The sequence below is a fragment of the Chryseobacterium vrystaatense genome (assembly GCF_000737765.1).
Lineage (GTDB): Bacteria > Bacteroidota > Bacteroidia > Flavobacteriales > Weeksellaceae > Chryseobacterium > Chryseobacterium vrystaatense.
Map to the genome: position 1 here is coordinate 96899 of NZ_JPRI01000009.1, position 17431 is coordinate 114329.

The window sequence follows — 17431 nt, forward strand, 5'->3', positions numbered from 1 at the left end:
AGCCAAAACTCCTGCTTACAAATTGTAATAATGAATTCTTTAGCTTTCCTGCAACACATAAGCTGCAGCGGCTTCTTTTGATGCCTCCACCATTGCAATCAACGCTTTCTCCGTTTCATCCCAATGTCTGGTCTTCAAACCACAATCCGGATTTACCCAAAGCTGTTGTGCCGGAATTACGGCCTGTGCTTTTTTCAACAGATCAATCATTTCCTCTTTTGAAGGAACTCTCGGCGAGTGAATATCATAAACTCCCGGACCGATCTCGTTCGGATATTTGAAATCTGCAAAGGCCTGAAGCAATTCCATCTGGCTTCTGGAGCATTCTATAGTAATTACATCAGCATCCATATCTGCAATATTCTGAATGATATCATTGAATTCGGAATAGCACATATGCGTGTGGATCTGTGTGGTATCCTCCACACCGGAAGCCGAAATTCTGAAAGCTTCCACAGCCCACTTCAGGTACTGCTGCCATTCAGACTTTCTGAGCGGAAGTCCTTCTCTGATAGCCGGTTCATCGATCTGTATAATTCTGATGCCCGCCTTTTCAAGATCTTTTACCTCATCACGGATCGCAAGTGCAATCTGTTTGCAGGTTACAGATCTTGGTTGATCATCCCGTACAAAAGACCATTGAAGAATCGTTACAGGACCTGTAAGCATTCCTTTTACCCATTTCTGAGTGAGTGATTGGGCATATTGAGACCAGTAAACCGTCATGGGATGCGGTCGGTGCACATCACCATAAATTACCGGAGGTTTTACACAACGGCTTCCGTAGCTCTGAACCCATCCGTTTTGAGTAAAAGCGAATCCGGCAAGCTGTTCCCCGAAATATTCCACCATATCATTTCGTTCAAATTCACCATGCACCAGCACATCGATACCGATCTCTTCCTGCCAGCGTATTGTTCTTTCTGTTTCCTGTTTAAGAAGAGTATCATACTGTTCAGCGGTCAGTTCCCCTTTTTTGAATTTTGCTCTCCATGTTCTTACTTCTTTGGTCTGCGGAAACGACCCAATAGTGGTGGTTGGAAACAGAGGAAGCTGAAGAACCTTTTGCTGGTCCTCCTTTCTGATGCTGAAAGGACTGTTTCTCTTTGCATCATCTTCTGTTGTAACTTCTACACGGTCTTTTACTTTCTGATTGTGGATGAGCGTAGAAATCTTGCGGTTGTCGATGGCTTTTTTATTTTCTGCATATTGCTGCAAGGCCTGATAATCTGCATTTCCGGATGCCAGTTTTTTTAAGGATACCACTTCATATACCTTTTGTTTGGCAAAAGCCATCCATTGTTTGATCTCAGGAGATAAGGTCTTTTCATTCGTTTCCAGATCAAGATCAAAAGGAGAGTGGAGCAGGGAACATGACGGAGCAATGAAGACCCTGTCAGAGCCAATGGCTTTAACCGCTTTTTCTATAAAAGATAAAGATTTTTCAAAATCATTTTTCCAGATGTTTCTTCCGTCTATAACACCTAAGGAAAGACTCAGTGTCTGCGGAATAGCATTTAAAACATCATCCAGCTGTTGCGGAGAACGAACCAGATCGATATGCAAAACGTCAACCGGGAGAGAAGCTGCCAGAGAAAGATTATCTTTTAATCCGTCAAAATAAGTAGCCACAATGAACTTTAGATCAGGGAACTGTTTCCTGATTTCACTGTAAATTATCTGATAGGTTTCTTTTGCTTTTTCATTTAAATCCAATGCAAGGAAAGGTTCGTCAAACTGAATATATTCTGCACCGTGATTTTCAAGTTCTTTTAAAATCTGAATATAAACGGGAAGCAGGTTTTGGGCTAAGTCGAGTTTGTCGAAACCTTCTTCTTTTTCTTTTCCCAGTAACAGATAGGTCAGCAAACCGATAATGACAGGTTTGGCATTGATTCCGGCCTGTTTTGCACTGATGAATTCCTGGATAATTTTATTGGAGAATAATTTGAATTCCTGGTTTTTCTGAAATTCAGGGACTATATAGTGGTAATTGGTATCAAACCATTTCGTCATTTCCATAGCGGTGATATCCAAGCCGTCTTTCTGGAACCCTCTTGCCATGGCAAAATAGAGATCAAGTTCAGATTTTTTGAACGCAATTTCCTGGTAACGTTCCGGAATAGCTCCAACGGTCAAAGTCATATCCAGAACCTGGTCGTAATACGAGAAATCGTTGCAGGGAATAAGGTCTATTCCTGCTTCCTGCTGCAGTTTCCAGTTTTGCAGGGTAATGGTTTTTCCGATCTCAGAAAGTTCATTTAATGAAGTCTTGCCCAGCCAATATTGTTCGCAGGCTTTTTTCAGTTCTCTGTTGCTACCAATTCGCGGATAGCCAAGTACGTGTGTTTGCATTTTCTTTTCAACTTTTTAATTAAATATTAATTGTAAAGTCCTTTTTTAATGCTTCGGAATGCTGTCGAAGAGAGAAATTTTGAGGGATAGAGTAGATACAGTAAGGACGTAATTTGAGAATTGGTTTAAAGTTTTTAATGCAAAGTTTTAATTTAAATTCCTTTATATGTTAAGAAAGCAAAGAGCAATCAATAAATTGATTTTATAAAGCTAATATTTTATCCATAAGCTCATCAGCGATTTACCGCAGTTCTTTGCAACCTAAAATAAGGCATTAGTATAAAAAATCTTTGCGTTTAAAATCAAAGCTATTCAAAATTAAACGTTCAAAAAGTATCATCTGTATGACCTAAAGCTTCAAACCGCGAAAGCATCGTCCATTCAGAACAGGCAGGTCTCCTGACTTGTAACGGTTTTTATCATCCTTCCCGCTTTGGCAGTGGATACTCGTGGACAAAAACCTTTGGTGTGTTACTTACAGTTGCGCGACAGCTCGTGATTCTCACACGATTCCCTATTAATTTACCTTAAGTAAAACCTCTTCTGTTTGATGAAGTATGTTAAAGAACAAATCTGCCGTAAAGGTATCGATTAAAGTGTATTGATTGGCTTAATGATATAAATTAAGAATTTTATTTGGTTTAACTGGTTGTTTAAAGTTAAACATTCTGTATATTTAAAAAATATAACCCGAAAAAGAATATTATTCTGTGGAAAGGCTCGACGAAAGGGATCTCCAATTGCTTAGGATCCTCCAAAAAAATGCGAAATTGACTGTAAAAGAGATTGCTAAAGAAGTAAACCTTTCTCCTTCACCTGTTTTCGAACGGATGAAAAGACTGGAGCAGGAAGGATATATCAAGCATTATGCAGCGGTTTTAGAGGCTGAAAAACTGAATAGAGGCTTCACGGTCTTTTGCCAGATTAAACTTAAAATGCACGACCGTTCCGTTGGCAATCAGTTTGTTGAAGATATTCTACAGATTGATGAAGTGGCTGAATGCTATAATATTTCCGGAGATTTTGATTTTCTGCTCAAAGTTCAGGTAAGGGATATGAAGCATTATCAGGATTTTGTATTCAATAAGCTGGGGTCGCTGGATTCCATCGGAAGTGCACACAGTACCTTTGTAATGGCTGAAGTGAAGAATATCCATGGCGTAAGTATCTAAACAAAAAACAGTACCCGATGGATACTGCTGTTATCTTATTTACATTTTCAAATTATTAAATCTTTACACTAAAATGTTATGGCTCGTCACAATCCTGCTTTAATTTGACAAAGACTTTATCAAATTTTTCATAGAGTGCTCCTTCATCATTGGGATCGGGTCTGAAACTGCCGTTGGCACAGTTATAGAATCCAAAGCCGATCAACTGAATCAATGCATAATCATCTTTCCTTGGATCGCTGAATTGGGACTTGAATTTATCCATGACTAATTTAGGATCAGCGTTATCCTTACTTTTGGCTTCTACAAAGGTTTTCCAAACGGTGTACATTTTTTGTTTGTCAGGAGAAGAAACCGCGTCAATATATTCTTTGCAGGCAGTGTAATATTTGCTGTTTTTTAATGATGCAGGATCAGAATAGGCGGTAAGATCTTCTTTTTTCAGCTGATATTCGTTTTCAAAAGTCTGAATCGTTTCCTGATGAAGTTTTTTCCATTCAGGAAGATTGATAACCTGTATACCGTACAGCTCTTTTTTCTTTTCCTGATATTGTTTTTCCAGGTTCTGAAGATAAATGTCTTTATTTTTTCGGACATCGTCAAGATCAGAAAGTTTAAAAACAGTGTGACTGTCAAACAAACCGCTACTGAACTGATACAAAAGTTTATTAACTCCGTCTATTTCTTCCTTCTTATATTTTCCGGGATCGAAATACCCTTTATTTTCACAGTTAAAGGTTTGGTAGGTATACAGTACCAGATTATTGGTCTTCGTGTTTTTTTTCTGTCCCCAGGCCGTTACAGAAAAAATCACTGAAAGAGTTACGATTACTTTTCTCATATATTGGGTTTTGGAATTCATCAGACAGATCGTAATCCGTCAGCTTTTCCGGTTGACGGCTCAAAATTAATATTTTAAATTTGAAATCCGGATTGATAAAATATTTTTCAGTGTTAATTTTTCCTGATTTTATACAGACCAACCCCCATTTTCCATTTTGTTTTTTTATTTTGCATTCCCTTGTTGCAAGGTTAACATATGAAGAGTATACATCCCTGCAGCAAGGCCTTTGTTAAAATATAATTTTCAACAACAAAAGTAAACCCCTTTGGCACATCGTATTTATCTCTACAATAGTGATTTAAAAACTAAAGAACAATATCCGCACTACCTTGGAGAATGGAGTTATGAAATTCCTCCCTTACTCATTCCTTTATTTTCAGGAAATCCGAGATCAAAAGGAAAACTTATGTATTTCGATAAAGAAGAAGGGGTTTCAAAGCTAAGGCTGTTTTATCAATTGCTCGCTGATCATCATGAGCTGCATCATAAAAAATTCTATGAGGAACCGGTGGGTAAAATGTTTGAGTTTCTGGAATCACTCCCTTATGATACTTTCGTAATGGATGCCTGGGATGTTTTCAATATGAATGAAGAAAGTCATACCAGCCAGGCTAAAGAATGGATTGAAGAGATCAGGGAAAGTATTCAGCTCTATCAAAGATCCATAGAAAGCGGTGATGTAAATATTCTTCAGGAGGAAATTTTGAAAAGATCCGGATACGGTTCATTTTTAGAAATGCTGGAAACAGATTGGATCAACTATGGATTAGGATATTGGAATGATGCAGCGTATAAAGATACCACAGAAACTTTTGAAGAAAATGGACTTTTCGGACTCAAAGACAGTAAAGGAAATAGTATTCTTGCTGCGGTCTATGACGAAATATTTATATTCAGTGACGAAGGAACAGCACTCGTTCAGAAGAACGGGTTGTTCGGATATATAAGAAACGATGGAAGTATTGCGGTAGAATGTATGTATCAGGATGCTTTTGATGCTTTATCAATACACGACAGAGAATATGGAATTGTTCAGTCTGATAATCATTTGGGAATTATCGATATCAATACCGGAGAATGGACTGTTCCCAATGAATATGATCAGCTCGAATTCCTGTATGACGGATTGTTTAATGCTAAAAAAACAGATGGTTTCAGGGTAATCGATGTGCATAACCGGGAAATCATAGCAGACCGTTCTGAAACTACATTTGATTTTGATTATCATGAACTTATTTTCAGAAAACAGCCGGGTTCTTCCAAAAGAGTTTACTATACCTTGACAGGAATATATCTGGGAGAATTTCCGGAGGATACTCTTACTCAGATTACCAACGGATATTATTGGGTAAGCCCAAATAAATTTCAGAAAAAGATAAGCATCATACAACCGGATGGCTGTCTTTTAGCTTCTGAGATCGATAAAATCATTGTTCTCGATAATTACACATCGCTGGCTTACCTAAAAGACAGGAAATGGAAAATCTATGACATGGTAAGTTCCGGTTTCAGACTGGATGATGAGGTTTTAGATCAGGTTCATATGGGTTGGTATCCTCAGTTTATGAAAAACGTGTTTGTGATCTCAGGACCTGATGGGACCGGGCTTTATGATGCCGGTGAAGGATTTTGGCTGATTCCTCTTTCTGCCGGCAATCTAAAAATTGAAGCCTGCAATCAGGAAATTTTCAGGATCTCGGTAAGGGACGGAATGTTTTATTATGATCAGAAAACAGACACTAAAAGCCTGAAGTATGATTATATCTGTGAAGGATTGGATTACGAAACTCAGCTATTATGTCTTTTCAGAAATGAGGATATGTTTATTCTTGATAAAATGAGAAAGGTACATGAGGTTTCTGATTTCCAGATGGGCATGATGTACGGAAAAAAACATAATCTCAGGGGAAAAGATCAGGCTTATTTTCTGAATTTTTATACGTTATGGAAGAATAGAAAAGGAGAAGGATACGAAGCTTACTTTGATGACGAGACTTTAATGTCTGCCGCAGCTGCCTGTTTCAAAGAAGGCAAAACAGGAGATGCGGTAAGGCTTTATTCATTAGGCGCCGACCGCGATAATGCAGATATGATGCTGGAACTTAGTTTTATTTTGACCGATCCCGGTATTCCGAAATTCTATGATCTGCAAAAAGGGCTCTCTCTTTACGAAAAAGCAGCGCAGAAAGATCAGTCCTATGCGTGGAATAACCTGGGGTATCATTATCAGAATGGAATTGGATATCCCAAAAATGTAAAAAAGGCATTGAAGTGTTATCAAAAAGCTGCAGACTTGGGCAACGCAACTGCTATGGGAAACCTTGGAGATCTCTATTTTTATGGGGAACTATTGCTGAAAGACTATGATCGGGCCCTCGAATACTACAAACAGGCAGAAAAAAAATACAGTTTCAACGGGCAGAATATATCAGAAATATATTACCAAAAAGGAGCATATGCTGATCTTCACAGATATCTGAAAAAGGACAGAGACGAACCTTATTCTCTTATTTATTATGGAATTATGTATGACCATGGTTATGGTGTAAAGCAGAATACTAAAAAGGCAATGGGGTACTATGAAAAAGCCCTGGATCATAGTACTTACTATTATGCCCTCGAAAGACTTCTTTATTATTATAAGGATGATCCCTCTTTTGCAGATCCTGAAAAATGGGAGTACTGGAGAGCTTTCGCGAAAGACAATGATATGGATATTTAAAAATTAATTTATTGTAAGTTGTAATTGCTTACTTCGATAAGATTCATATCAGGATCGCGGAAATAAACGGATCTGATTTTTCCCATAGCTCCGGTTCTTTCAACGATGCCTTCTATGATGGGAATGTTTTTCTGCTTCAGTTCCTGCATGACTTCGTTTATATCTGTTTTCGCTATAAAGCATAAGTCGGCAGAACCACAGGTTGGTTTTTCTGCTTTCGGTTCAAACTCATGGCCTTTATGATGCAGATTGATTTTTTGGTTACCGAAAGTGAGGGCTTTGCGGCCTTCACCGAATGTAATTGCCTGGAACCCCAGAATCTGGGTGTAAAATTCAACGGTCGCATCAATGTCTGCAACGGTAAGTACAATGTGGTCTATGTTCTGGATTTCCATAATTTTATTTAAAAAAAGAGGTTAGAAATATAAGGAAATGGCTGGTGCAAAGTTTGTTCATGATCATATATCTAATCAAGATAATTTACATTAAAAATACCTTTTTTAAATGTAACCTTTACAGTATCACCTGTTTTATATTCAAGCATTGAATTCTGATTTTTTTCCTTTCTTTTCTTGTCGATCAATTGTATTGCTTTATTACCATGGATAGAATTTTCCTCACCCGCATGGAGCCAAAAGGTTTCGTGGTGATGGATTACTTCATACGTATTGATAACATCTTCTTTTTCGGTTTGAATGTTAATATATAACAGAATATGAGTAAGTAATGTTATCAATCCAAAAAAGACCAAGAATACGGAAAATGCAAATAAAATAAGGATTGGGAGAATTTTTTTTGCTTTTGAAATGATGATTAAAACAATAGCAAGAAGAACGGCAATAATAGCTAAGTATTTCCAGGAGAAATCTTTAAAGCTTATCAAATCCTCCTCTAAATAATGATCTGTGATGAAAGGTTTTAAAATGAAATCATCAAGACAGAATAACAGAGCCAATATAACGAAAAGAATGATATAAGGTTTTGAAACAAATGCTTTTATTTTTTCAGGTACTGGCATGTTTTAATATTTGTAGGTTTCTTATTGTTTTTTAATTTTAAAATAATAGTTTTGATAAAAATTACGATCTATGGACTGGGGATTACTTTTTCTAGTGTTTACTTTACTGATCTTAGCGGGAATATCTTATCTTGTGATGAGGTTCTTTAACCGGTGGACTTCAAAATCCCAATACAAAACAGTCTGGAATGTATTGATCTTTGTTGGTTCCTTTGCATTACTGTTTTTTATTTCATTTATTATCTTCATGATGAATGTCAATTTGGGCAGGTAATGGTTTTTGATTTCTAATGATCAAAAAAGCTGCTGAAAGATGTATTGCCAGCGAAAGCCAGACATTCAGTCCGTAAAAAAGCTCATAATCATACAGGTTTTCCTGATAGAATACATTTTTAATGATCCTGAACGTAATAGCGGTGGTCGTTACGGCGTAGCTTAAGATCATGTATTTTTTATGTCCGGCAATATCTCCTTTTTTTATAAAGAAAACAGCAGCAAGTGTGAAATAAGCCCAAAGAATGTCCTGTACTAAAAATCCGGTAATCCCGATCATTCCACCATTTGAAAACAGTCCCAGTACAAAGCATGCCGGAACATTGATGATCAGAATATTATAAACATATATCCTTCCGATCCAGCGGTGTAGTTTTCTGTTTTCCGTTAAAAACCGTTTCGAAAACTGGGTGAGTCCAGCCAGAAGACAAAGGGTGATCGAAAATATATGGATGTAGAAGAATACAAGCCAGTAAGGATTGCCAACCACCTTCTGTTTAAACATCAAGAAGCCCACATTTTTATCGAATCCTGTATATTGGGAAATTGTCTTCAGCATCAGTATACTGAAAATCAAGATAGCAGGGATGGCAAGTACCCTGATGATTTTTGTCCCAGGAAGCCGGTTCATTGATTGTAAATTCTATTAATGCTGTATTTAAATTTCAATAATATAGAATGTCCAGTCTTTATTGATGTAATTTCAGGGACTGATGATCATACACATATTTCACATTGTTGTTTTTGATCACCCTATCTTTACTTCCGGGCTGCAGGACCAACGAATCAGAATCAAACGTGAACGTAATTCCATCTTTTGATTCTTTGATTTTTAATATATCCGTTAGTTTGATTTCCATATTATTGGGCTCGATATCCAAATTTCCCAGATACTTCATTTTTCCCTTTTCAAATAGAAAAGCTTCTCCCCCAAAAAAGTATTCAAAAGCCTGCTGGCAGACGATGATGATGTTGTCATTCTGGCTGTTTTTATAAAAATAGGGCTCGTACAGATATGCTTCACCAAATCCTTTTGATTGATAGGTTACTTGATTGTTATCATTCAGCAGCAAAAGCCTGTTTCCCCAGTCCTCCTCAGTGTCAGGTAAAGTAATATTGCCATCAACAGGTTTGTAATTTCCTGATGCAATTTTGTATCCCTCAAGAGAAAATGCATGCCCAACATCAAAACCTTTGATATTTAAATTGCGAATGATTTCAGGTTTAAATTCTGTGTATACAGTGTCTTTGATAAGTTCAGCTTGAGGAGCTTCTGCTGGCACTTTTTGTACAGGTGCTTTTTGTTCCTGCTGAGGTTTTTCTTTACAATAAACAAGGCTGAGCAAAGCTAATGCAGGGACTAGATTTTTCATGTGTTTTTTATAGAATATTCTTAATGCGTAAATGCTGCAAAAGCATGATCGTCTTGGCATCTTTAATCTCTCCGGAATCGATCATGGCAAGCGCATCTTCAAAAGGAAGTTCCAGGACTTCAATGTGCTCACCCTCTTCTTCAAGACCGCCGCCATCTGCGATTTTCATTTCCTGAGAATATTCTGCAATGAAAAAGTAAAGAATCTCGGTTACGGAACCCGGCGACATATAAGATTCGAATATCTTTTCCACCCTGGAGATTTTATAGCCTGTTTCCTCTTCGGTTTCTCTTTTGATACATTCTTCAGGATTATCGTTGTCAAGAAGTCCTGCACAGGCTTCAATAAGCATTCCTGAGGCATTTCCGTTGATGTAAGTCGGCAGTCTGAACTGTCTCGTCAAGATCACTGTTTGCGAAATTTTATTATAGAGCAGGATCACAGCTCCGTTTCCTCTGTCATAAGCTTCTCTGCTTTGGGTGTCTGTGGTTCCGTCTTTCTTTGTGATGTTGTAAGTGACTTTATTTAAGGTATACCAGTTATCTGATAAAATTTCTGTTGAAAGAATACTAACGTTAGGGTTCTGCATTGGGAATATCTTCTGTATTAATGGTTATACCCCGGATGGGGGTTATCTGAATGCTAAATTAATATTTCTTTTTCAACAAGCCTTTAAAATCCCTTTAAAATCCCGAGATGTGTGAGAGGAATGCCTCAGTTGATGCTGAGGCCCTTGTTTATACTCTTATTTACCGTTCAGATGTTTCTTCAAATAGGCTGAAGTAGCAGAATGCTTATCAGACAAAAGGTTTTCTACCGTTCCCTCAAATACGATTGTACCACCTGATTTTCCGGCTCCAGGCCCAATATCAATGATCCAGTCAGCCTGAGCAATGATATCCAGGTTATGTTCAATAACGATAAGTGTATTTCCCTGGCGTACCAGTTCGTCAAAGAAGGAAAGCAGTTTTTCATTGTCAATAGGGTGGAGTCCGGTACTGGGTTCATCCAATACAATAATTTTATCGGTATGATGCAGCTCTTTGGTAAGTTTCAGACGCTGTCTTTCACCGCCCGAAAAACTGTCCAGCCGCTGGCCGAGCGTTAAATAATCAAGGCCTAATTTGATCATGAGGCTGAGTTCATGTTCAAAATCAGATTTCGGGAAAAAGGAGAGTGCTTCCAAAACCGTCATATTCATAATATCAGCGATGTTTTTATCCTTGTATTGATATTGTAAAACCTCTGGTTTGAATCCTGATCCATGGCATACTTCACAAGGCTGTTCGATATCATCCATAAAAGCAAGATCTATTTTCTCAACACCCAATCCTCTGCAGTTGGGACAGGCGCCTTCTCCGTTGCGGCTAAACAGTTTTTCAGAGACATTATTTGTGGTTGAGAAAAGCTTCCGGACCTTATCGGAAAGATTGAGGTACGTCAATAAATTTGAACGGCTGCTGGCGGTAAAAACTGACTGATCGATCACCGTAATCTCCGGATAGGATAGTGGTAAAACTTTATTGATCAGTGTGCTTTTTCCTGAGCCGGCAACTCCGGTTACAACATTCATAATGCCTTTCGGTATTCTTACACTGATGTTTTTAAGGTTATAAAGATGGCCGTTTTTTATTTCGAGATAGCCTTTTGCGGATCTGGGAGATTTGTTATAAGTTCTTGCCTTACTGAAATAGCTGCCTGTTTTGCTTTTGGCATTTTTTAAATTCCTGAAGGTTCCCTGGTACATAATTTCACCGCCATTCTTGCCAGAGTCAGGGCCCATATCGATGATGAGGTCTGCAATTTTGATGAGGTCAGGATCATGCTCGACAATCAGTACTGTATTTCCTTTATCTCTTATTTTCCTGATGATATCTACAATATGATCAATGTCTTTGGGATGAAGGCCAATACTCGGTTCATCAAATATGTACAGTAAATCCACAAGACTGTTTCCAAGCTGTTTAACCATTTTTATCCTTTGGGATTCTCCACCCGACAGCGTATCGGTTTGTCGGTCTAATGTAAGATACTGCAAGCCTATATCAATAAGGCTCAGAAGCTTCTTTTCCAGTTCCTGTATGACAGAAGCATAGCTTCCGGCAGGTATTTCCTGTATAAATGAAAGGAGATCGTCGATAGATAAGGCAGTACAGCCGGCAATATTTTTACCGTTTATTTTGCAGGAAAGAACTTTTGAATTGAGACGCTGTCCTTTGCAGGAAGGACATTCTTTTGTTGTGATGACTCTCTTTAAGGTTTCTTTTCGGGTTAGATTCTCTTTAGAATCCTTTTTTAAAAATGATTTTTCAATTCTTGGGATCACTCCGGTATATTTCACGGTTTTCCCCCATTCTTCGGATGGATTCCTGGGAGTGTGCTCCTCTGCATTCAGTAATAATTCCCATTCATCTTGGGTAAAGTCTTTAAGTTTTTTGTCGTTATCAAAGTAACCGGAATGGATATACCGTGACAGTCTCCATCCACCGGGCTGAAAGGTAGGAAATTGTATGGCACCTTCATTCAAAGATTTGTTCTTATCAAAAAGGCAGTCAATATTTACCGTTTGTACATACCCCAGTCCTTCACACGCAGGACACATGCCCTGGGGATTGTTAAATGAAAATACATTGGAGTATCCTACAAAAGGTTTTCCAATTCTGGAAAAAAGGAGTCGGAGAGAAGCATAAATGTCTGTTGCGGTTCCTACCGTTGAACGTGCATTTCCTCCTAATCTTTTTTGATTGATGATAAAGGGAACATTCAGGTTTTCGATTTTATCAACATTAGGAACACCGAAATGCTGTAAACGGTTTCTGATAAAACTATTCTGAGTTTCGTTGATCTGGCGTTGAGCTTCAGCTCCGATAGTTTCAAATACCAAAGATGATTTCCCGGATCCGGAAACTCCAGTGAAAACCGTTATTTTATTCTTCGGAATGCGTAATGAAATATTCTTCAAATTATTCTGTCTGGCATGGGTAATAATAATTTCTTTCATGATAATTTTCATTAACTTTGTTAACAGTTAACTAAGTTAAGTATTTTTCATGAAACAACATAACGATCAATTTTTTAATGCCTTTACAGATTTGCAGTGTTTTATTCTGGCCAATATGAATAAAGGAAACATCAATGGAGTTACCGCAACCCATTATAATATCATAGAATATGTCTACCGAAAGCCGGAGGTCACCGGAAAGGAGATCTCCGGGGCATTTAAAGTAAGCCAGGCTGCTGTATCCAAACAAATTAAATTTTTAATTGCAAACGGTCTCATTGAACAGAAACAGAGTTCTTCCGACAGAAGAATATTTAATCTCTCCGCTACGGAAAAAGGCATATTTTTAATCAACAATTCTGAAGATTTCCGGAAAACGGTCGCTGATCAGGCTTCAGCTATTTTAGACAAAGCAGAATTAGAGACGCTAACCGTTTTGCTCAATAAAGTTTTACATCAGATTAAAATCTAAAATACATTCAGGAAGTTTAAAGTTCTGGTACCAGCTACTTTTTCAGCAGATGTTCCAAAGCCTGTTTCAAATCCGGAAATTTAAACTGAAATCCTGTGTTCTCGATTTTCTTTGAAGAAGCTCTGGAACCTTCCAACAAAGCATCTGCAAGCTCACCGAATATCAGCTTTAAAACAAATGCAGGTACATTGGGCATGAAAAGGGGTTTGTCAAGAACTTCAGCGATTTTCTTTGTTAAGTTTTCATTGGTGGTATGCTGAGGTGAAACAGCATTATAAGCTCCGCTGATTTCTGGGTTTTTCAAAGCGGTTTCATAAATAGAGCAGATGTCATCAATGTGAATCCACGGCATATATTGTTTTCCGCTTCCCAAGGCAGATCCGATGCCATACTGTATGGTAGGAAGCATCTTCTTTAAGGCTCCGTCTTCTTTCGAAAGAACGACAGCAGTACGGATCTTAACCACTCTTTCAGCCAGATTCTGTTCTTTGAAATCATCTGCCGATCTTTCCCATAACACGACAACTTCGCTCAGAAAATCATTTCCGGGCGGATCATGTTCCGTATAGATTTTATCGGTAGTTACAGTACCATAATAATTGATTCCCGATGCAGAAATGAAAGATTTAAGCTTTATATTCTTCTTTCTCAGTGTTTTCAGAAGTAAGGCTGCAGAATCTACACGGCTGGAAATCAGTTCCTGTTTTCTTTCTTTGGTCCAGCGCTTTTCAGAAATATTGGCTCCTGCCAGATGAATGATGTGAGAAACATGGTCTAATGCAGTCTCGTCCATCGTTCCTTTTTGGATATCCCATTCAAAATCATTGTCATGTTTTTTCTTTCGGGTAAGGAATCTTACGGTGTATTCATTCTCTAATTTTTTGGAGAGCTTTCGGGCAATCATGCCGCCGGCACCGGTGATCAGAACGATTTCTTTCATAATACTATATTTTTTTGATTTAAGATCAGGTCTGATTTTTCACGATCAGCACAAAATCCTCTTCCAGAAGTTTATATCCATAGTCATAAATAAATCTGTATTCAGAACCATTTTTATACACTTTAAGATTGGTAAAGTAATCGAAATCAAAACCCAAGCCATCCATCTTGGATCTGGCAATTTTTACTTTTCCGTCTGTATTCAGTTCGAGCAGAATACGGTAGTTCCTGCGGAGCTTATTGTTCACATTCCGCATCAGATTGGTAGAATCTTTATTCTGCTTATTATTATAGGCATTGCGGCAGGCATCATTGCAGAACTTTTTATCAGACCTTCCGATAATTTTTTCGCCACATTCAAGACAGTTCATGGTTTTTTATTTTTTCATTTTGTGGGTATGCTCATGTTTTTTTCTTAACAGCCTTTTGAATCTGCTGTGGGAAGGGTAGCTTCTGTTCGGAGTCAAATTATTGAATAAAAGAGCCGTAAGCAGAAGGATAATACATCCCGACAAAACAGGAGATAGTACATACCAATATCCCAGCTCAGGAATCTTTCCTACAGAACTCACTGCGATAAGGGCGGTAGCTCCGCCTGGCGGATGGAGGGTTTTGGTATACTGCATCATAACGATAGAAAAGGCGACAGCCAGGGGCGCAGAAAGCCAGATGATGTCAGGAACAATTTTATAAATGGTAACCCCTACAATAGCTGAAATAACATGTCCGCCCACCAAATTTCGGGGTTGAGCCAAAGGGCTTTGGATAGCCCCGTAGATCAAAACACTGGACGCTCCGAACGAACCGATCAGAAATATATTTTCGGTGGCCGATACAGAATGGGACTGGATGAAGGCAATAAGTCCAATTCCAACGAATGCTCCCAGAAATGACCAGAAATGCTCCTTATAATCTACGAGCGTTTCCTTATAGATCACATATTTTGATACTCTGAAAGTTCTTTTTATAGTCTTCTTCATTAATCTTCTTTATTTTTTATTATTTGAATTAAATTCTTCACAAAAGGTTTCGTATAAATTCCGGTTTCATCATAATCGGGATCGAGGACGGTGATTTCTATTCCAAAGCACAGAGGAGACCGGACCAGTGGTGTCAGGATTTCTCTGAGATTTTGGTAGTCAATCCCATCTTCCATGCGGCTGTCCACGGCAGGCATCAATTCATCTTTCAGAACGTCTGCATCAAGGTGGATGAAAAATCCGTCCAGCCCTTTACTTTTGATCATTTGCAGAAAATCCTCAGCGGTATGTTCAAATCCTTTTTTTCTCAGGTGCTCCAGATCAAAATAATGGATATCAGAATTCATTATTTGCTTTACATATTCTTCGTCATCAGTTTCTGCATTTCCTGCACAGTAGATGTTTTCTTCTAAAAAGTAGGGTTGAAGGCCGTCTACATTGATTAACTTTTCATGCCCCATTCCGGTGATGATCGCGAGATCCATTCCTGCTGCAGCGGCGGTTTCGGAAAGACTGACGGGAATAAAATCAGTATGTCCATCCAGATAAAATAAACCAAAGCTGCCCAATTTTTTTAAAGCGACAGCTGTTCCGATCAAAATGCTGCAGTCGCCTCCAAGCACGATATGAAATGTATTTTTCTGATGATGGCTTAAAATAAAATCGGACTGTTTTTGAGCATATGCAATGATAGCCTCTGCATTTAGAACCCCTGATTCCCGATCAGGTTTCATGGAGTACTGTGGAGCTTCCAGTCTTAAAATACTGACAGGGTCAATTTCCTGATGAAAACCCAATTTTCTGAGCCAGTCCGGAAGTTTTCTGACACCGGGTTCGGGTTCATGCTCCTTTTTTTTCAGCCCAAGATTGAGAGGAAACTCAAAAATATTGATATCCCTTTTCATACAAGATATTTGCACAAAGATACGGAATTATGCGTTTGCAAACGGCTGGTTTATCCAATACGAAATCGGAACTTGCAGATAACAACCCATTACCAATCTGAATGATGAGAATACCTGATGATTTTTTTTAACCTTTGTTAAAAGAATAGATGGTCTTGATTTTACGAATTAATCAGTTATTAATATAACCATAGCTGCTTGTTTCTAAAACCTTACCCGTGACCCCATCTATTTTAATAACTTCCACAAGATTAGTTTTTTTTAAATGTTCGATTCTCCAGATGGGTTTGCCATTTTGTATATCTCTGAAAATATCATTATGCCAGCCTGTGCTTTGTAAGATTGGACCTTTGTTTATTTTTATTCTGTGCTTTTCGCAGAATTTTAGAATGTCTTCAAAAGTGAATGTAAAAGGCTTGTCATAGTCTGTTTCTTTGATTAAATTTCCTTGCTCATCAAACTCATACCAAACACCTTTTTGAAAGTTTCCTGTATTGGCAGATAAACCTTTTTTTTTGATGTTTCCATTGGGATAATATATTTTAGTAATTCTATAATAAGAATCTTTTAGAGTCATTCCATACCAGCCATATGTATTATCTTTATCCATTTCAAGATAACAACCATCTAATTTATTTTCCCTTAAAACACGTGAATCCAGATTAGATCTACTATTATATTTAACACTATCAAATTTTTCAAATTTATTATCTATTTCTGGTATCATTAGAGGTTTATTTTGGGCATTACAGGAAATGTTTATTGCCAGAACTAATATAAAAACACACTTTTTCATAAGCTTGTTATTTTAGAATTTGCTGTTTTCCATTGCCATTTCCAAAGGCAGTATCTTTGTTTTTCTAAATGATGAGATTAGTTGTTAATATATTCATAACTGCTTGTTTCTAAAACCTTACCCGTGACCCCATCTATTTTAATAACTTCCACCAGATTAGTTTTTTTTAAATGTTCGATCCTCCAGATGGGTTTGCCATTTTGTATATCTCTGAAAATATCATTATGCCAGCCTGTATTCGGTAAAATAGGGCCTATATCTATTTTTATTCCGTGCTTTTCGCAGAATTTTAAAATATCTTCAAAAGTGAATGTAAATGGTTGGTCATAGTCTGTTTCTTTGATTAAATTTCCTTGTTCATCAAACTCATACCAAGTGCCTTTTTTGAAAGTGCCTGTGTTTAAAGATATTCTGGATATCCTAATTTAGCTTCCAGTTAAAGTTAAGCATAAAACCTTAATTTTAACTTATGAAACGAGAGCGAAAAATCTACGATCCAGCTTTTAAAACCAAAGCCGTTCAATTAAGTAATGAGCGAACTAATATCTCGGAACTCGCACGAGAACTCGGAATTGCAGTCA

Annotated in this window: 16 protein-coding genes and 1 riboswitch; of the genes, 3 read left to right on the forward strand and 13 right to left on the reverse strand. The window is 37.7% G+C overall.

Going from position 1 to position 17431, the window contains the following annotated elements; translation table 11 throughout:
* Window positions 1-39 precede the first annotated feature (39 nt).
* Window positions 40-2355 carry a 5-methyltetrahydropteroyltriglutamate--homocysteine S-methyltransferase gene (gene metE, locus IW16_RS20120; protein WP_034748794.1) on the reverse strand — a complete coding sequence of 772 codons (2316 nt, stop codon included), beginning with the start codon at window positions 2353-2355 and terminating at the stop codon, window positions 40-42.
* Window positions 2356-2727: 372 nt separating this feature from the next.
* A riboswitch (cobalamin riboswitch) is annotated at window positions 2728-2912 on the reverse strand.
* Window positions 2913-3065: 153 nt separating this feature from the next.
* Here metE and IW16_RS20125 point away from each other — a divergent pair.
* Window positions 3066-3527: an Lrp/AsnC family transcriptional regulator gene (locus IW16_RS20125; RefSeq protein WP_034748797.1), complete on the forward strand. Its 462-nt coding sequence runs from the start codon at window positions 3066-3068 to the stop codon at window positions 3525-3527.
* Window positions 3528-3603: 76 nt separating this feature from the next.
* Here IW16_RS20125 and IW16_RS20130 read toward each other — a convergent pair whose 3' ends face one another.
* Window positions 3604-4368 carry a hypothetical protein gene (locus IW16_RS20130; protein WP_034748868.1) on the reverse strand — a complete coding sequence of 255 codons (765 nt, stop codon included), beginning with the start codon at window positions 4366-4368 and terminating at the stop codon, window positions 3604-3606.
* Window positions 4369-4636: 268 nt separating this feature from the next.
* Here IW16_RS20130 and IW16_RS20135 point away from each other — a divergent pair, with 268 nt between their 5' ends.
* A complete protein-coding gene (locus IW16_RS20135; protein WP_034748800.1) occupies window positions 4637-7093 on the forward strand; it encodes an SEL1-like repeat protein in 2457 nt (818 codons plus the stop codon).
* Window positions 7094-7101: 8 nt separating this feature from the next.
* Here IW16_RS20135 and IW16_RS20140 read toward each other — a convergent pair whose 3' ends face one another.
* From IW16_RS20140 to IW16_RS20165, 6 genes are all read right to left on the reverse strand, one after another.
* A complete protein-coding gene (locus IW16_RS20140; RefSeq protein ID WP_034748803.1) occupies window positions 7102-7488 on the reverse strand; it encodes a VOC family protein in 387 nt (128 codons plus the stop codon).
* A 71-nt stretch (window positions 7489-7559) separates the two neighbouring features.
* Window positions 7560-8111: a hypothetical protein gene (locus tag IW16_RS20145; RefSeq protein WP_034748806.1), complete on the reverse strand. Its 552-nt coding sequence runs from the start codon at window positions 8109-8111 to the stop codon at window positions 7560-7562.
* A gap of 232 nt (window positions 8112-8343) precedes the next feature.
* The gene (locus IW16_RS20150; protein WP_051890510.1) at window positions 8344-9015 is read right to left on the reverse strand and encodes a DUF2306 domain-containing protein; all 672 of its coding nucleotides are present in this window, start codon (window positions 9013-9015) and stop codon (window positions 8344-8346) included.
* Window positions 9016-9073: 58 nt separating this feature from the next.
* The gene (locus IW16_RS20155) at window positions 9074-9757 is read right to left on the reverse strand and encodes a hypothetical protein (protein WP_034748808.1); all 684 of its coding nucleotides are present in this window, start codon (window positions 9755-9757) and stop codon (window positions 9074-9076) included.
* Between the two features lie 7 nt (window positions 9758-9764).
* A complete protein-coding gene (gene nudK, locus IW16_RS20160; RefSeq protein ID WP_034748810.1) occupies window positions 9765-10346 on the reverse strand; it encodes a GDP-mannose pyrophosphatase NudK in 582 nt (193 codons plus the stop codon).
* A gap of 156 nt (window positions 10347-10502) precedes the next feature.
* Window positions 10503-12758 (reverse strand): ATP-binding cassette domain-containing protein, encoded by a 2256-nt coding sequence (locus tag IW16_RS20165; RefSeq protein ID WP_034748874.1) that lies wholly within the window; start codon window positions 12756-12758, stop codon window positions 10503-10505.
* 49 nt (window positions 12759-12807) lie between these two features.
* Here IW16_RS20165 and IW16_RS20170 point away from each other — a divergent pair, with 49 nt between their 5' ends.
* Window positions 12808-13230, forward strand: a complete 423-nt coding sequence (locus IW16_RS20170; RefSeq protein WP_034748813.1) for a MarR family winged helix-turn-helix transcriptional regulator — start codon at window positions 12808-12810, stop codon at window positions 13228-13230.
* A 34-nt stretch (window positions 13231-13264) separates the two neighbouring features.
* Here IW16_RS20170 and IW16_RS20175 read toward each other — a convergent pair whose 3' ends face one another.
* The 5 genes from IW16_RS20175 to IW16_RS20195 form a co-directional block, all read right to left on the reverse strand.
* Window positions 13265-14170, reverse strand: a complete 906-nt coding sequence (locus IW16_RS20175) for a TIGR01777 family oxidoreductase (RefSeq protein WP_034748816.1) — start codon at window positions 14168-14170, stop codon at window positions 13265-13267.
* Between the two features lie 25 nt (window positions 14171-14195).
* Window positions 14196-14540, reverse strand: a complete 345-nt coding sequence (locus IW16_RS20180; RefSeq protein ID WP_034748819.1) for a hypothetical protein — start codon at window positions 14538-14540, stop codon at window positions 14196-14198.
* A 6-nt stretch (window positions 14541-14546) separates the two neighbouring features.
* Entirely contained in the window at window positions 14547-15149 is a 603-nt protein-coding gene (locus IW16_RS20185) for an HPP family protein (RefSeq protein ID WP_034748822.1), read from the reverse strand.
* The gene (locus tag IW16_RS20190) at window positions 15149-16054 is read right to left on the reverse strand and encodes an arginase family protein (RefSeq protein ID WP_034748825.1); all 906 of its coding nucleotides are present in this window, start codon (window positions 16052-16054) and stop codon (window positions 15149-15151) included. Before IW16_RS20190 ends, IW16_RS20185 begins: the two co-directional genes overlap by 1 nt.
* A 172-nt stretch (window positions 16055-16226) precedes the next feature.
* A complete protein-coding gene (locus IW16_RS20195; RefSeq protein ID WP_131327947.1) occupies window positions 16227-16850 on the reverse strand; it encodes a toxin-antitoxin system YwqK family antitoxin in 624 nt (207 codons plus the stop codon).
* Window positions 16851-17431: the final 581 nt, after the last annotated feature.

Coding starts and splice junctions, on each gene's coding strand:
- IW16_RS20150 (WP_051890510.1), bottom strand. CDS start 9,015: ATGAACCGGCTTCCTGGGACAAAAATCATCAGGGTACTTGCCATCCCT.
- IW16_RS20165 (WP_034748874.1), bottom strand. CDS start 12,758: ATGAAAGAAATTATTATTACCCATGCCAGACAGAATAATTTGAAGAAT.
- IW16_RS20175 (WP_034748816.1), bottom strand. CDS start 14,170: ATGAAAGAAATCGTTCTGATCACCGGTGCCGGCGGCATGATTGCCCGA.
- IW16_RS20170 (WP_034748813.1), top strand. CDS start 12,808: ATGAAACAACATAACGATCAATTTTTTAATGCCTTTACAGATTTGCAG.
- IW16_RS20185 (WP_034748822.1), bottom strand. CDS start 15,149: ATGAAGAAGACTATAAAAAGAACTTTCAGAGTATCAAAATATGTGATC.
- IW16_RS20130 (WP_034748868.1), bottom strand. CDS start 4,368: ATGAGAAAAGTAATCGTAACTCTTTCAGTGATTTTTTCTGTAACGGCC.
- IW16_RS20145 (WP_034748806.1), bottom strand. CDS start 8,111: ATGCCAGTACCTGAAAAAATAAAAGCATTTGTTTCAAAACCTTATATC.
- IW16_RS20140 (WP_034748803.1), bottom strand. CDS start 7,488: ATGGAAATCCAGAACATAGACCACATTGTACTTACCGTTGCAGACATT.
- metE (WP_034748794.1), bottom strand. CDS start 2,355: ATGCAAACACACGTACTTGGCTATCCGCGAATTGGTAGCAACAGAGAA.
- IW16_RS20195 (WP_131327947.1), bottom strand. CDS start 16,850: ATGAAAAAGTGTGTTTTTATATTAGTTCTGGCAATAAACATTTCCTGT.
- IW16_RS20180 (WP_034748819.1), bottom strand. CDS start 14,540: ATGAACTGTCTTGAATGTGGCGAAAAAATTATCGGAAGGTCTGATAAA.
- IW16_RS20155 (WP_034748808.1), bottom strand. CDS start 9,757: ATGAAAAATCTAGTCCCTGCATTAGCTTTGCTCAGCCTTGTTTATTGT.
- IW16_RS20190 (WP_034748825.1), bottom strand. CDS start 16,054: ATGAAAAGGGATATCAATATTTTTGAGTTTCCTCTCAATCTTGGGCTG.
- nudK (WP_034748810.1), bottom strand. CDS start 10,346: ATGCAGAACCCTAACGTTAGTATTCTTTCAACAGAAATTTTATCAGAT.